The sequence below is a fragment of the Candidatus Peregrinibacteria bacterium genome, assembly GCA_016699145.1.
Taxonomy (GTDB): Bacteria; Patescibacteriota; Gracilibacteria; order UBA1369; family 2-02-FULL-48-14.
The window spans coordinates 1,324,952-1,338,973 of record CP064962.1; the positions used below are offsets into that span (position 1 = coordinate 1,324,952).

At 45.8% G+C, this 14,022-nt stretch carries 17 protein-coding genes and 2 tRNA genes; 9 read left to right on the plus strand and 10 right to left on the minus strand.

Going from position 1 to position 14,022, the window contains the following annotated elements:
- The first annotated feature begins 184 nt into the window (after window positions 1–184).
- Entirely contained in the window at window positions 185–913 is a 729-nt protein-coding gene (locus IPG41_07225) for a hypothetical protein (protein QQR54935.1), read from the plus strand.
- Here IPG41_07225 and IPG41_07230 read toward each other — a convergent pair.
- Genes IPG41_07230 through IPG41_07240 form a run of 3 tightly spaced genes read right to left on the minus strand, consistent with a single transcriptional unit; the run spans window position 904 to window position 2,424 of the window.
- Window positions 904–1,590, minus strand: coding sequence for an RluA family pseudouridine synthase (locus IPG41_07230; protein QQR54936.1), 687 nt, complete (start codon window positions 1,588–1,590; stop codon window positions 904–906). The two genes, IPG41_07225 and IPG41_07230, sit on opposite strands and share 10 nt — an antisense overlap.
- A complete protein-coding gene (locus IPG41_07235; protein ID QQR54937.1) occupies window positions 1,574–2,137 on the minus strand; it encodes a hypothetical protein in 564 nt (187 codons plus the stop codon). The genes IPG41_07230 and IPG41_07235 overlap by 17 nt, the downstream gene beginning before the upstream one ends.
- Entirely contained in the window at window positions 2,134–2,424 is a 291-nt protein-coding gene (locus IPG41_07240) for a hypothetical protein (protein QQR54938.1), read from the minus strand. The genes IPG41_07235 and IPG41_07240 overlap by 4 nt, the downstream gene beginning before the upstream one ends.
- A 117-nt stretch (window positions 2,425–2,541) precedes the next feature.
- Here IPG41_07240 and IPG41_07245 point away from each other — a divergent pair, with 117 nt between their 5' ends.
- The 5 genes from IPG41_07245 (at window position 2,542) to IPG41_07265 (ending at window position 9,073) form a co-directional block, all read left to right on the plus strand.
- Complete coding sequence (locus IPG41_07245; GenBank protein QQR54939.1) at window positions 2,542–3,018, plus strand: DUF3467 domain-containing protein; 477 nt, start codon at window positions 2,542–2,544, stop codon at window positions 3,016–3,018.
- A gap of 57 nt (window positions 3,019–3,075) precedes the next feature.
- Complete coding sequence (locus IPG41_07250) at window positions 3,076–4,437, plus strand: glycine--tRNA ligase (GenBank protein ID QQR54940.1); 1,362 nt, start codon at window positions 3,076–3,078, stop codon at window positions 4,435–4,437.
- A gap of 71 nt (window positions 4,438–4,508) precedes the next feature.
- On the plus strand, window positions 4,509–7,229 hold the full coding sequence (locus IPG41_07255) for a type IV secretion system DNA-binding domain-containing protein (GenBank protein QQR54941.1): 2,721 nt from the start codon (window positions 4,509–4,511) through the stop codon (window positions 7,227–7,229).
- A complete protein-coding gene (locus tag IPG41_07260; protein QQR54942.1) occupies window positions 7,216–8,400 on the plus strand; it encodes an LCP family protein in 1,185 nt (394 codons plus the stop codon). Before IPG41_07255 ends, IPG41_07260 begins: the two co-directional genes overlap by 14 nt.
- Window positions 8,401–8,464: 64 nt before the next feature.
- Window positions 8,465–9,073: a 3'-5' exonuclease gene (locus IPG41_07265; GenBank protein ID QQR54943.1), complete on the plus strand. Its 609-nt coding sequence runs from the start codon at window positions 8,465–8,467 to the stop codon at window positions 9,071–9,073.
- A gap of 12 nt (window positions 9,074–9,085) precedes the next feature.
- Here the strand turns inward: IPG41_07265 and IPG41_07270 are convergent, their stop codons facing one another.
- From IPG41_07270 to IPG41_07285, 4 genes are all read right to left on the minus strand, one after another.
- The gene (locus IPG41_07270) at window positions 9,086–9,706 is read right to left on the minus strand and encodes a hypothetical protein (protein QQR54944.1); all 621 of its coding nucleotides are present in this window, start codon (window positions 9,704–9,706) and stop codon (window positions 9,086–9,088) included.
- 90 nt (window positions 9,707–9,796) lie between these two features.
- Window positions 9,797–10,021 (minus strand): transposase, encoded by a 225-nt coding sequence (locus tag IPG41_07275; protein ID QQR54945.1) that lies wholly within the window; start codon window positions 10,019–10,021, stop codon window positions 9,797–9,799.
- Window positions 9,973–10,185, minus strand: coding sequence for a transposase (locus IPG41_07280; protein ID QQR54946.1), 213 nt, complete (start codon window positions 10,183–10,185; stop codon window positions 9,973–9,975). Before IPG41_07280 ends, IPG41_07275 begins: the two co-directional genes overlap by 49 nt.
- 35 nt (window positions 10,186–10,220) lie before the next feature.
- Window positions 10,221–10,574 (minus strand): transposase, encoded by a 354-nt coding sequence (locus tag IPG41_07285; GenBank protein ID QQR54947.1) that lies wholly within the window; start codon window positions 10,572–10,574, stop codon window positions 10,221–10,223.
- 147 nt (window positions 10,575–10,721) lie between these two features.
- Here IPG41_07285 and IPG41_07290 point away from each other — a divergent pair, with 147 nt between their 5' ends.
- The 3 genes from IPG41_07290 (at window position 10,722) to IPG41_07300 (ending at window position 13,194) form a co-directional block, all read left to right on the plus strand.
- Window positions 10,722–11,600, plus strand: a complete 879-nt coding sequence (locus IPG41_07290; protein ID QQR54948.1) for a DDE-type integrase/transposase/recombinase — start codon at window positions 10,722–10,724, stop codon at window positions 11,598–11,600.
- A 68-nt stretch (window positions 11,601–11,668) separates the two neighbouring features.
- A complete protein-coding gene (locus IPG41_07295) occupies window positions 11,669–11,824 on the plus strand; it encodes a hypothetical protein (protein ID QQR54949.1) in 156 nt (51 codons plus the stop codon).
- A 650-nt stretch (window positions 11,825–12,474) separates the two neighbouring features.
- Complete coding sequence (locus IPG41_07300) at window positions 12,475–13,194, plus strand: transposase (protein ID QQR54950.1); 720 nt, start codon at window positions 12,475–12,477, stop codon at window positions 13,192–13,194.
- Between the two features lie 138 nt (window positions 13,195–13,332).
- On the opposite strand, the gene IPG41_07305 is transcribed toward IPG41_07300, so the two are convergent.
- From IPG41_07305 to IPG41_07315, 3 genes are all read right to left on the minus strand, one after another.
- A tRNA-Met gene (locus tag IPG41_07305) sits at window positions 13,333–13,407 on the minus strand.
- 72 nt (window positions 13,408–13,479) lie between these two features.
- Window positions 13,480–13,556 (minus strand) — tRNA-Met (locus IPG41_07310).
- 38 nt (window positions 13,557–13,594) lie between these two features.
- The gene (locus IPG41_07315; GenBank protein ID QQR54951.1) at window positions 13,595–14,008 is read right to left on the minus strand and encodes a septum formation initiator family protein; all 414 of its coding nucleotides are present in this window, start codon (window positions 14,006–14,008) and stop codon (window positions 13,595–13,597) included.
- Window positions 14,009–14,022 lie beyond the last annotated feature (14 nt).

Genomic DNA, 14,022 nt, shown 5'->3' on the forward strand with positions numbered 1-14,022 from the left:
AACGTTAAGAACTTTCATTCTAAGCTCAAAGTCCAGAATTTCCTCCTAGCGCCCAGCACAAACAGATTGAAAAAGCGCTGTTGCCCCATCAAAAACACCCTCTGTGCCACCTCTCTGTCAGATAAAGATGACAACACCTTGCACTTTACTTTTCCCCCTTGCAACTCCATCCTACAACCCATTCTTGCTGCTCCCTATGCTAGAGAATCTGACCCAATTGGGTTTCACTAAAAAGGAAGCCACTGTCTATGTAACCTTGCTTAGGAATGGTCCTACTTTGGCCAGCACCCTGGCCTTGCGCACGGGGCTCAAGCGAGTCACCGTTTATGGAGTTTTAGATTCGCTGACTTTGCGAGGTTTGGTCAGTTTTGAAGGAACCGAAGAGGGGAGGCGTTATTTGCCCCATCATCCCGAATGCCTGCTTTACAGTTTGGAGCAAGAAAAAGCAGCCCTACAAATGAAGTGGAATCAAACCCGGGACTGCATTCAAAACCTCAGCCAACCCCTTTTTTCTCAAACTTTGGATTCTCGGCAAGTGCTGTTTTTTAGAGGAACGCTGGAAGTGCACGCGGCCTTGGAAGAATTCTTTGATCCTTTGCAAGATTTGCACGGACTTTTGCCTCAAACACTCACTTCAAATGAAAAAGATTTTTTCCGAAAGCTTTTTTCAAACACGCAAAAACATTATAGAAAAGCCAAAATGCTCGCCCATGCTCCACTTTTAAAATGGATGAAAAATCATTTCAAAATTCAAACGCTGGAACACGTTTACAACTCTAAAAAAGGAACGCTTTTTGTGCAAAGCGAAAAAGTTTTCTTCCTTTGCGAAAGGCAAGAATTGGAACTCATGCTCATCCGCAATTCCGATTATTCAAAAAGGGTTTTTGAAGTCCTCATGGAGCCTTATTTATAGGCCTCTGGAGACGGACTTAAAAATTCAGGATCACTCGCATGAAGCGTGGTCATCACTTCGGTAAAAGGATGGAAAAAGCGCAACTCCCATGCATGAAGAAAAAAGCGCCCCTTGCCCTTGAGTTTACGTTGATATTGGTTATCAAAATTCCGATCTCCATATTCTCGGTCTAAAACCAAAGGATGCCCAATCATGGCCAAGTGCTGACGAATCTGATGTTTGCGCCCAGTTTCAATCCGAACCGAAAGCAGAGTCACATTCGCCATTTTTCGAAGCACGCTATAATGCGTCACAGCAGGAACTTTTTTATCGACGCTGCGAGCCTGAAGCGGAATGCGAATGGTTCCTTCATTTTGCTTGGGAATCCACTTCACCAGAGCAAGATAGGTTTTTTCGGTCCGTGGATCTTTAAAAATTCCCTCCAAAGCCGCTCGATCCCGAGGATATTTGCCAAACAACATGATTCCTGAAGTCGGTCTATCCAAACGATGCAAAGGGTAAGGTTTGAAATTCTTTTTTGCATTCAAGGCCCAAAGTCGCACCCAGCCCTGCAAAGTTTTGGCTTCTGGAATACGGTCCGCAGGCACCGCAGCCAAAGTTGCCGGTTTTTCAAAAGCCAACAAATGCTCGTCTTCATAAAGCAGCTGGGGTTCAGGGACTTTACTCTCCTTTTGCATTGAGTTGTTCTTCTAAAAGTCGATCGTTCAAAAGCACTTTCACCTCTAGAGGAGCACTCACCTCCGAATTGGCCACAGCAGTCTCTTTGATTTGTTGCACGATGCGAGGATCGTCACAGGTTCCTCCTGAAGAAAGAGTGCCTGAAAGTTCCACCGTCAATTGACTGGAACTGAGCAAAACGGAATCCACGCTGAGCTCAGCCTCATCCAACGCCGTGTACAAACCGGACTGCCCATAACTGGGATCTTTAATGGCGAACAAAGCCTCAAGCGCAGCCTCAATTTTTTCTTCAGGGGTCAAAAGCCCCTCCGCACTTTGAGTGACCAAAACCAAGGAATCACCACAGCCCACCAAGGGGCCGCTTTCCCCATTGTCTTCCAAGGCGATGAGCCCAATCTGCAAATCCACCTTATTTCCACCTTCTTCATCCTCCGAAACAGCCTCATCTAGGGCTGCATCCTCTTCACTAGGCTCCTGAACAGAACCTAGATTGGCACAGGAACTTAAAAGAAGGACACCGAAAACAAGGGGATAGAAAGATTTCATGCTTTTTTCTTATTTTTTTTGCCCATTTTCTTGGCAACTACAGGAGCAGGCAAGTCGCAAGAGCAGTCGCCGCTGCCGCAATCGCAGCAATCAGAGGGGTCACAGGCGCTCACGGGGGAGCTGGAGCCGACCATCCACTTGAGTCCGCTCACAACCAGAATGCTGGGCCAAAGATAATTCCAAGTTTCAGCCGGAACCACCTCAAAGCGTTGAAGGAGCACCACCGCTCCAACGACAAAAGCAACGAGTCCGAACCAAAGGCGGTCATCTTTAGTGCAAGAAAACATAAAGCGTGGATTAAAAATCAAATTCATTATCCACTTAAAAAAAACTTTTGCAAGGGCGTGACAAGGCATAAAAATCGTGCTATAATTCTAGGAAATAAATTTAACCTTAAGTTTTTTATGACCGATCAAAATCCAATTCCTCAAGGTGGCCAAGCCGCTCAACAAGGCGGACAACCCCCTCTGCAAGTTAAAGTCCCCGATGAGGTCCAAAAGGGAGTTTATAGCAACGCCGTTTCGGTGAACGTGAATTCCAACGAAGTGGTGCTCGATTTCGGTTACCTTCTGCCCAACACTCCGGCCCCAGTCATTGAAGTGGTCAGCCGTGTGAACATGAACCAACGGACCGCAGAATCCTTCCTCAGTGTGCTTGCAGGAGCCATCGAAGATTTCAAGAAAAAGCAGGCTCAACAACAAGCTCAAGCACCGATGGGCCCGGCTCCAATGCCTGGCGCAGCCCTGCCTCAACAACCTGGACCCATGGGTCCCGCTCCGATGGGCCCCGCACCGATGGGTGGAATGCCTCAGCAACCTATGGGTCCGGCTCCCATGCCTGGCGCCCCAATGGGACCCGCTCCAATGCCTTATCCGGCTTAGTCCATTCTTGATTAAAAAGCTTAAGTCTCCTAAACTGCGTACACTTAAGCTTTTTTTATGTCCAATTTGATGGAAGACGTCATGTCCCTCTGCAAACGCCGTGCTTTTGTCTACCCCGGCAGCGAAATCTATGGAGGACTGGCCAACACGTGGGATTACGGACCTTACGGCTCTCAACTCAAAAAGAATATCCTCGACTTTTGGTGGAAGACTTTTGTGGAAAGCCGCGACGACATGATGGGCCTGGACAGTGCCATTTTGATGAACCCTCGCGTTTGGGAAGCGTCTGGACACGTGTCCAACTTTTCAGATCCACTGATGGATTGTAAGAGCTGCCAAGAGCGCGTGCGTGGAGATAAAATTTTGGAAGAACACCTCAAAACAACCATCGCCGGGCTCTCCAACGATGAAATCTTTAATAAGATGATGGAAGAAAAAATCCCATGTCCCAAGTGCAAGAAAATAAACTGGACCGAACCCCGCGCTTTCAACCTGATGTTCAAAACCTACCAGGGAGTGATCGAAGACACTGCAGCCCAGGTTTACCTTCGCCCCGAAACCGCTCAGGGCATCTTTGTGAATTTTAAAAACATCCTCGACTCCACTCGCAGCCGCCTCCCGTTTGGAGTGGGGCAGTACGGAAAATCTTTCCGCAATGAAATCACACCCGGAAACTTCATTTTCCGCACCCGTGAATTCGAACAAATGGAAATCGAGTACTTCGTGCGCCCTGAAGACGCCGAAAAAGTCTTCGATCAATGGGTGGAAGACTATAAAGCCTTTTTCAAAGCCCTTCGAATTCCCGAAGATAAACTGCGCCTACGTTACCATGAAAAAGACGAACTTTCTCATTACTCTTCTAAAACCGTCGACTTTGAATACGAATTCCCCTTCGGTTGGGGAGAACTGATGGGAATCGCGCACCGTGGCTCTTTTGACCTCGATCAACATATGAAGTTTTCTGGTGAAAAGCTGCAATACCGCGATCCTCAAAGCAACGAGCTGCTCACTCCTCACGTGGTGGAACCCGCGCTCGGTCTCACTCGCGCCTTTCTCATTGTGTTGCTCAGCGCCTACGAAGAGCAAGCCCTCGAAAACCGCGAAACCCGCACCGTGCTGCACTTTGCGCCTCAAATCGCTCCTGTTCAGGTGGCCGTATTTCCTCTTCAAAAGCAACAATCCGAAAAGGCGACTGAACTTTACCGCAGCCTCAAAAAGCAATTCCGCGCGGAATACGACGAAAGCGGAGCCATCGGGAAGCGCTACCGCCGCCAAGATGAAATCGGGACGCCTTTTTGCATCACCTACGATTTCGATTCCGATACAGACGGCTGCGTGACGGTGCGTGAACGCGACTCCATGACTCAAGAGCGGGTGAAGGTGGAGGAGCTTGAAACTTATTTGAAAGAAAAACTCTAGGATGACATCTCATGAAAGCCTCTTCCAAAACAGGGGCTTTTTTGCTATAATAATAAGATTTAAATCTACGCATGGCACAGCTCAGCAAAATCTGGGAATTCATCCTCGGAATGTGGGATAAAGTGAAGGGCCTATGGACCGCTCTGCAAAGCCATTTTCCATGGATTCAAGAAAATTATATTGACTTGATCCTCGGCCTACTGGGCCTGTGGGTCATGATTCGCGTGGGGCCTTGGTTTGTGCGCCAAGCCTACGACTTTTATGAATCTCATAAACGAGTGGTCATTCAAATCACCATGCCTCGCGAGGAGTCTCAAAAAGACAAAGAAAACGCAACCGAAAAGGACTTTCGCGAAAAAATGGGCGTCATGGAACAACTCTATCGTGCTATTCATGAAATCCATGAATTGAATCTATGGAATCAAATCATGGTCAAATGCTTTGCGCGCGACAGCATCACTTTTGAAATTTTTGCCAAGCACAAAGACATCACTTTTTTCTGCACCATTCATCCCTATTACAAAGACGTTTTAGAAAAACAGATCACTTCATTTTACCCCACGGCGGAAATCGCTTACATTGCATCGTCCACGCTCAAAGCCGAAGAAGGAAAAAAACATCTGACCAAAAAAGGCTATTACCTTTACACCAAAAACACCAACTGGCTGCCGCTCAAAACCTATAAAACCATTGAAAACGATCCACTGAACGATTTGACCAATGTTTTGTCGCAACTCAAAGAAAATGAAAAAGCCATGCTTCAAATGATGATCCGTCCGCGAGATGAAAAATGGCAAAAAGAGGCCAATGCCTATGCCACTGCAAAATTCAAAAATGAGGAACCTCAAAAACGAGGAATTTTACGCACCCTCGTAAGACCCTTGAGTTGGCTCTTCACAGCCATGATTTTTGGCTACGACCAAGCCGAAAAAAACAGCCCTCCACCCGGAGCAAAAAGTGGAGACTCTTACGTGCGTATGCTGCAAACCGAAGAAGAAATTGCCAAACGCATCGGTGAAAAATCCAACCAAGTCGGTTTCGACACTGTGATTCGCATCATGGCCGCCTCCGATGAAGGAGAATCCCGTTGCGACTCCATTTTGGACGGACTTTTTGTGGCCTTCAACACCACCAAAGATGCCGCTTCAAACTGGTTCCAAGCGAGGCGCCTCATCCCCATCGACTTCATCAACAGTCCCATTCTTTACATGAGTCTCATCGATCGCAATTTTCAGTTCGGAGAAAAATCATCCATTTTAACTCCCGAAGAGCTCGCCACTATTTTTCATTTTCCAAACAGCCGTTACAACTACACACCGCTCATCAAATGGATGTCTTATAAAGTGCTTCCTGCTCCCACCGAAATGGGTACAGATGGAATTTTCTTGGGTTACAATGTGTTCCGTGGAGTCAAAAAACCCGTGCATTTCCGCAAAAAAGATCGCGCTCGCCACCACTACATCATCGGGCAAACCGGTACAGGTAAATCATCCTACATCAGTCAAATGGCTCGCCAAGACATTGCCAATGGCGATGGAGTGTGTGTGATAGACCCGCACGGGGACCTCATTGAAGACATTTTGCAATACATTCCTAAAGAAAGGGCCAAGGATGTGATCGTCTTCGATCCAGCCGATTCTGAGCGCCCCATGGGACTCAACATGCTCGAAGCCAAAACTCCCGAGCAGCAAGACATGGCCTCCAGTCAAGCGACTGAAATTTTTATCAAAATCTTCGGAGATGAAATTTTTGGACCTCGCATTCAGCATTATTTCAGAAACGCCTGTCTCACTCTTATGGAAGACCCCGACGAAGGCGCCACACTCATCGATGTGCCTCGTATTTTCGTGGATGAGCAATTCATGCGTTACAAGGTTTCTAAGGTGAAAAATCCTGTCGTCAAATCTTTCTGGGATCATGAATACGCCAACACCGGTGACCGCGAACGCCAAGAAATGATTCCTTATTTCTCCGCGAAATTCGGCCCGTTCATCACGAACTCCATCATGCGCAACACCATCGGTCAGGCCAAGTCGGCCTTCAACATTCGCGAGTGCATGGATCAGCAAAAAATCCTTCTTGTGAATCTTTCAAAAGGGAAGCTTGGAACACTCAATACGCAGCTGCTTGGACTTGTGCTCGTGGCTCAAATCCAAATGGCCGCAATGAGCCGTGTGGATACGCCCGAAGAACAGCGCAAAGATTTTTATCTTTACGTGGATGAATTCCAAAACTTCGCCACCGACACATTCTGTTCTATTCTCTCGGAAGCTCGTAAATACAAACTCGTGCTCATCATGGCTCACCAATACATCGGTCAGCTCACGGTGACAAAAGGGGGCAGCACCAGCACTCAAATTCGCGACGCTGTGTTCGGTAACGTGGGAACCATGCAATCCTTCAAAGTGGGTGCCGATGATGCGGAATATTTATCTAAAGAATACGCGCCAGTGCTCACGGAGCAAGATGTGATTGGAATCGCCAATTACAAGGCTTATATGAAGATGAATTTGAACAACACCGCATCTCGTCCTTTTTCACTGGAAACCGTATTCGACGAAAGTCAAAAAAATGAGAAAGTACGTCAGGTGATCAAAGAATATTCCCGCATGAAATATGGAAGAAAACGCAGCTTTGTGGAGCAAGAAATTGCAGCCCGCATCGGGGTGAATGTAGAAGAGCTTGGAAAGGACGTAAAAGCCGATTACACTGCAACTGCGCCTCAAGCGGCAGCCGCTGAAGAACCGCTACATCAGCCCATCACTTCGCCGACACAAAATGCAGGTTCCTGAAGAATACAATGTGCTCCACATTGGGCCAGAAACAAGCTCTGCCGCCCAAGACAAAAAAATTCTGACCGTTCTCAAAAAATTGCAGTTTTCCAAAGTGGGAACTCGGGTCTTAATTGGACTGGCTTTGGTGACAGTTTTTGGATTGGGAACTTCACTGTATGGCACCGTGCAAAGCACCGAAAATCGAGTGGATGCGCTGATCGACGAATTGGGTAAACTCAGTGCATCCAATTTTGAATTGAGCGAACAAGTCACTTCTCAAGACGCCGTTCTTCGTTCCATTGAGGAAGATTTTTCAAACTTGGGAAGCGCCTTAGAAAAAGGAGATAAAGACGAAATTGGAGCCTTATTCACCAGCATTTTAGAAAAGTTTGAAGACACGCCCAATGCCTTGGACTTGAGCCAAGACGTCCAACTTTCTGAAATCGAAGACGAAACGTTCGACATCCTTTTGTTGGGCACCAATGGAGCTCACACCGACACCATCATGGTGGCCAGCGTGAACAAAGAAAAAGAAAAAATCAGCCTTTTTTCCGTGCCTCGCGACCTCTATGTGAATGGCCGAAAAATAAATGAATATTACACCTATTATGGAGTGGAAACTTTGAAGCGCATGCTTGAAACCGTCACCGGCCTTCAAATCGATCAATACGCCCAGGTGGACCTAAAAGGTTTCGTTGAAATTGTGGCTGCATTAGGGGGGGTGGACGTCTACGTGACCGAGTCTATTTACGATGGACTTTATCCGAATTCAAAAGGAGGTTACTCGCCCTATTCCATTGAGAAAGGAAAACATCATTTAGACGGGAATGAAGCCTTGAAATACGCTCGCAGTCGAGAATCCACCTCGGATTTTGATCGTGCCGAACGGCAACAAGTGATTTTAGCGGCAGTGCGTGAAAAAATCACTCAACTGGACAGTGTGATGGAACTCAAAGAGCTCACAGAAGTGCTGCAAACTGCCCTCAGTCACAGCACCACCGACCTCGATGTGCTCGACCTTGTCTCTTATTATTTCGATTACAAAGACTACGATTTGAACACGGGCTTTGTGCTGAACAGCGGGAATTATCTTTATTCCCTGATCAACGAAGGGGGAGCCTACATTTTGCTGCCTCGCACGGGCAATTATGAAGAAATCCACGGCGTGATTTCTGACCTCGTGAACTAGAGCCTAAGTCAAAAAAGGGGAAGGTCTTGTTTTTGTCCAAACCCAGCTATAGGATGCTTTCACAATGATTCAAAACACCCCTTTTATTGTTGTCGATTTAGAAACCACGGGCCTCGAGCCCAATTTGGATAACATCATTGAAATCGCTGCGGTCAAAGTCTTGAACGGCCAAATCATTGATGAGCAAACTCATTTAGTGAACCCTCACATTTTCATCCCTCAAGAAACCACAGACATCACAGGCATCACCACCGATATGCTCAAAGAATCTGCACTTTTTGCCGATATTGTGGACGATTATTTAGGCTGGTTTGCGGAAGGAGGAGTTTTTGTAGCGCACAATGTGGATTTTGATCGAAATTTTTTCAACTCACATTTACGTCGCATGCAAAGGATCGAACTTTCCAATCCTTATTTGTGCACGTTTAAGTTGGCAAAAACCGTACATCCCAATTTGCCTCGTTACGGCCTAGGTGTTTTGGCCGAAACCTTTGGCATTCAAATGCCTCAAGCTCACCGAGCCATTCACGATGCCCGTGCCACCGCCGAACTTCTCATCAAGTTCATGTCCACCCTCCACGCCGGCGGCCTCCGCCAGCTCAAAGACCTGCCTTGCATCCAAAACCTACCCAAAGTCACCGCCATGCAAGAAGGCCAGGCGAGTTTGTTTTGAGGAAGAATGTACTTACAATTGTCTGTCCAAAGTCTCCAGAATGGTCAGCAGTTTTTGAACCCCAGAGACTGAAGGAGCCAATCCAAAAGCTGCAAACACTTTTTTTAAATCAGCATTGCCATAGGCGAGACCTTCTCCAGCAAACTGCAAATCAATAGGGTTATCATAGATTCCCAATCGTGAGCCTGTCAAAAAAGGAGCATTAGCCTGTGTGTACATACCTCTAAAATAATTCTCGTAGTCCTGTGGCTCCAGCGAGATCACTTCCAGTAAGTACGCAGGTACAAGTTGAAGGATACCATCAGTATGATCGAAAGATCTGAATTTATTATCAGGATTAATCCTCACAAACCCTTGTTTCTCATGAATTTCCACAGCTAATTTTTTGCCAGTGGGTGAGGTGATAAAGAGCTTTTTGGCATTTTCATGAAAATCGGTACTTGCATACTTTGTCTCTAATGTTGTTTTCAATTTCTCCAGTAGGGCCACAACTTTTTGAACTTCAGAGCTGAGTTCAGCTTCAGGGTGAAGTTCCAGGTTATCTGCCACAGCATTCCTTACCCCACTATTAATTAAAAAGAGCGTAGGAGTCGCAACAACTTCAGTGGAAGAAGAGGGTGTTTGAGGGTGCATCCGCTGCTTCGTCCGCACATCCGGCTAGACTTGCAAGTACAAGGATATTCCTAGATAAGCTCATAAGTAGGGTTTCAAAACTAGGAGCTGTTAACATAAGACTTTGAGTAAAAGTGCCACAAGGCAGAGGGAGATAAAGGAGGCATACATCAGGTCTAATTTGTCATAGCGAGTTGAAATTCTTCTGTGATTTTTCATTCGGTGAAATAGGCGTTCAATCTCGTTGCGGTAGGCATAAATGTTCTTGTTGTATTCCCACGGAAATTTCATTTTGCCTTTGGAGGAACGACTGGAGTTATGCCTTTTTCTTTGCACAGCTCCAGAACTTTGTAGCATGAATAACCTTTGTCCATAGCCAAATGATCTACTGTTTTTGGAAACGAATAATCTCTCAAAATTTGTTTTCCAACTTTCACATCGCTCACTTCACCACCTGTTAAAACAAAGTGCATCCCATGATCTGGATCTCCAGCAATCATGTGAATTTTTGTAGTGTACCCACCTCTACTTCGGCCTAACGCTTGTGGCCCCTTTTTTTCATGGCTCCCGCTGCACTGTGGTGCGCTCTATTTGTTGTACTGTCCAGGAAAGCTATTCGCACTTGAAGTACATCTGCTACTTCAAGTGCTCTAAGCATTTGTCCAAAAAGTCCAGATTCGCTCCACCGTTTGTATCTTGTATAAATCGTGTGCCAGTCATTCTCTTTTTCTCTGTAATCGTAGGGCATTTGTCTCCATGCGCACCCTGTTTTAAGTACATAACAAATGGCATCCATGCAACGTTTCAGTGGAATCTTTTCAGGCTTTCTGGGCTTTGGAAAATAAGGCTGGATCAGTTTGAACTGTTCATCCGTTAGCATCTGGTACATGGCGTTAGGGTTAGAGTAACTTCACTCTACACCACTCCTCTATTTATGTTAACAGCTCCTAGTATCATTAAAGCATGAATTGAGACAAATGTCAAACTGCTGTAATGGTTCAATAGCTTTGCATCACCCCTGTGCAAAGATATGGACATGGCATACACACAAAATCCCCATCTGCCTCGGGTGCGAATGGAGGCAGCAAAGTTAGTTCTGGGAAAAGGCTGGAGCACACGCGAAGTGGCCAGACACACAGGTTTTAACCAAAGCAGCATTGTGCGGTGGGTGGAAAAGCTCAGAGGCAATAACTATGGCCACACCATTCCCACAGAAAGCTCACGTCCCCATTCGCACCCCAGTGAGCTTTCTGCAGAGACAGTGCAGAAAGTCATAGAGTACAGACTCAAGTACCAGCGGTGTGCAGAAGTGATTCACTATTTTCTGGAAAGAGATGGCTACGAAGTGAGTCTTTCCAGTGTGAAGAGAACACTCAAAAGGAACGAGATGACCAAATACAGCAAGTGGAAGAAGTGGCACCAGTATGAGGAAAGACCGCGGCCTGAAAAACCAGGCATATTGGTGCAAATAGACACGATTGTGGATGGGCCTTATTATGACAGACTTTATGTATACACTATGCTGGACGTGTGCAGCAGATGGGCCTCTGCTATGCCGGTGATGAAGATTGGAACCCACGCAAGTTGGGAGTTTATTCAGCACTCACAAGAAGACATGCCCTTTGAACTTAAAATGATCCAGACAGACCATGGAAGTGAGTTTTCCAAGTGGCTCACTAAAACGCTTGTAGCTAATGAAATTCAGCACAGGCATTCAAGAGTACGAACACCCACAGACAATGCCTATGTGGAGAGATTCAACAGAACCATCCAGGAGGAATGCCTCTCCCGAGTCCCAAAGACTTTAGAGGCTTACAAAAAAGCAATCCCTGACTTCCTTCACTATTACAATTTTGAACGTCCTCACATGGGTCTTCACATGCTAACTCCTAACGAAGTGATGCAAAGCTATTGATTACAAAACAACTGCTCAAATTGCAGCTCGCTGAACTTCAAGCTATGCTCTAAAACACAGAAAACATTATGACTAAATTGCTTGAAAAAAGACGAAATAAGGCCTTGCCTACAACACTGGTTTTGCCTGAAAGCTGGTACAAAGCAGCTGGTTTCGCTAAAAGTAAAAAAAAGGCCTTGGAAAAGCATTTGAAGCAAATTAGAAGTGAATGGGATAACCGATGAATATTAATACGAATATTTTGATAGCTTTCATAACTGGAGAAGAAACAGTGATTAGTTTTTTAAAGTGATCTGAGAATTTGCCGAAAATTAAAATTAACATTAAATTAGGACCGATTATTCTCATCCTATGAATTCTCGAGAAAAAGAAAGAAAAAAACTTCTTCCCGAATGGATGCGATTTTTCCTTTGGCTTTTTTTCATTGCTTTTCTCCTATCGCCATTGATAGCTATTACGACTTTAGTTTTTGAAGACTCCAAACTCACTTTCAATATTTATGGAATTCATTACCACGGATATGGGTTACACTGGATCATACTTCCAGTTTTTCTCTTTTTATCATCTGTATCTGTGATGGGATTTGGAATGCTGTGGGGTAAAAAGTGGGGAATTTACCTCGGACTTTTTCACGGCTTTGTCGGAATTTTCCTCCCGATATTGTCAAGTATTTGTAATGGTTCAATAGCTTTGCATCACCCCTGTGCAAAGATATGGACATGGCATACACACAAAATCCCCATCTGCCTCGGGTGCGAATGGAGGGCAAAGTTAGTTCTGGGAAAAGGCTGGAGCACACGCGAAGTGGCCAGACACACAGGTTTTAACCAAAGCAGCATTGTGCGGTGGGTGGAAAAGCTCAGAGGCAATAACTATGGCCACACCATTCCCAGAAAGCTCACGTCCCCATTCGCACCCCAGTGAGCTTTCTGCAGAGACAGTGCAGAAAGTCATAGAGTACAGACTCAAGTACCAGCGGTGTGCAGAAGTGATTCACTATTTTCTGGAAAGAGATGGCTACGAAGTGAGTCTTTCCAGTGTGAAGAGAACACTCAAAAGGAACGAGATGACCAAATACAGCAAGTGGAAGAAGTGGCACCAGTATGAGGAAAGACCGCGGCCTGAAAAACCAGGCATATTGGTGCAAATAGACACGATTGTGGATGGGCCTTATTATGACAGACTTTATGTATACACTATGCTGGACGTGTGCAGCAGATGGGCCTCTGCTATGCCGGTGATGAAGATTGGAACCCACGCAAGTTGGGAGTTTATTCAGCACTCACAAGAAGACATGCCCTTTGAACTTAAAATGATCCAGACAGACCATGGAAGTGAGTTTTCCAAGTGGCTCACTAAAACGCTTGTAGCTAATGAAATTCAGCACAGGCATTCAAGAGTACGAACACCCACAGACAATGCCTATGTGGAGAGATTCAACAGAACCATCCAGGAGGAATGCCTCTCCCGAGTCCCAAAGACTTTAGAGGCTTACAAAAAAGCAATCCCTGACTTCCTTCACTATTACAATTTTGAACGTCCTCACATGGGTCTTCACATGCTAACTCCTAACGAAGTGATGCAAAGCTATTGATTACAAAACAGTATTTGGGCTTCCATGATAGGCAATACGCACCTCCCCTCAGAGCTGATTCTTTTTATTCCTTGGACACTTCACCTCTGGAAGATCAGAAAGAAGTGGCTCGAGGATTAAAACTCGTCTTCAACAAATTGGTTGCGGGGGTTGGATTCGAACCAACGACCTCCGGGTTATGAGCCCGACGAGCTGCCACTGCTCTACCCCGCAGGGGGACTATACGGAAAAAGAGTCCTGCGAGCAAGGGCAAGAGGCCCCTTCGTTAAGGGGATATTTCAGATTTGGTGGCTGGAGGCAGATTTGAACTGCCGACCCCGGGCTTATGAGTCCCGTGCTCTAACCAACTGAGCTACCCAGCCGCGAGGAGCAGTTTATTCAAAAACCCCTTTTTTGGCAACTAAGATTTATACGGATTCGAACTGAAGAAAAACTTCCACCATTTTTTAGGGTTGGACCAGCTGGAACGAATCTGTTCCGACAGAGCAGCCGTATCTTCATCTTGAGAAAGCACCACCAAATCCTCATCAGGGATCACCACCACCTTTTCACCTGGATTGATAAGATTGAGGTTTTGCTTTGCGATTTTATCGATGTATTCATCTGAAATGTAGTACTGCAAATCATCCAATTTTTGTTTATTTTCTTCTTGGAGTTCAGCATTTCGCTTTTTAGAGTCGGCAATGTGTTGCTCAATCTGATAATTGTCGTAAATCGAAACCGTGAGATTGTAAAGCATGTAAGCCACCACAAAAAAACCAATCACCAAGGTGAGACGCATCATATCGAACGGACTGTCGTAGCTTTGAGCCATGGTCTTTGTTAAAC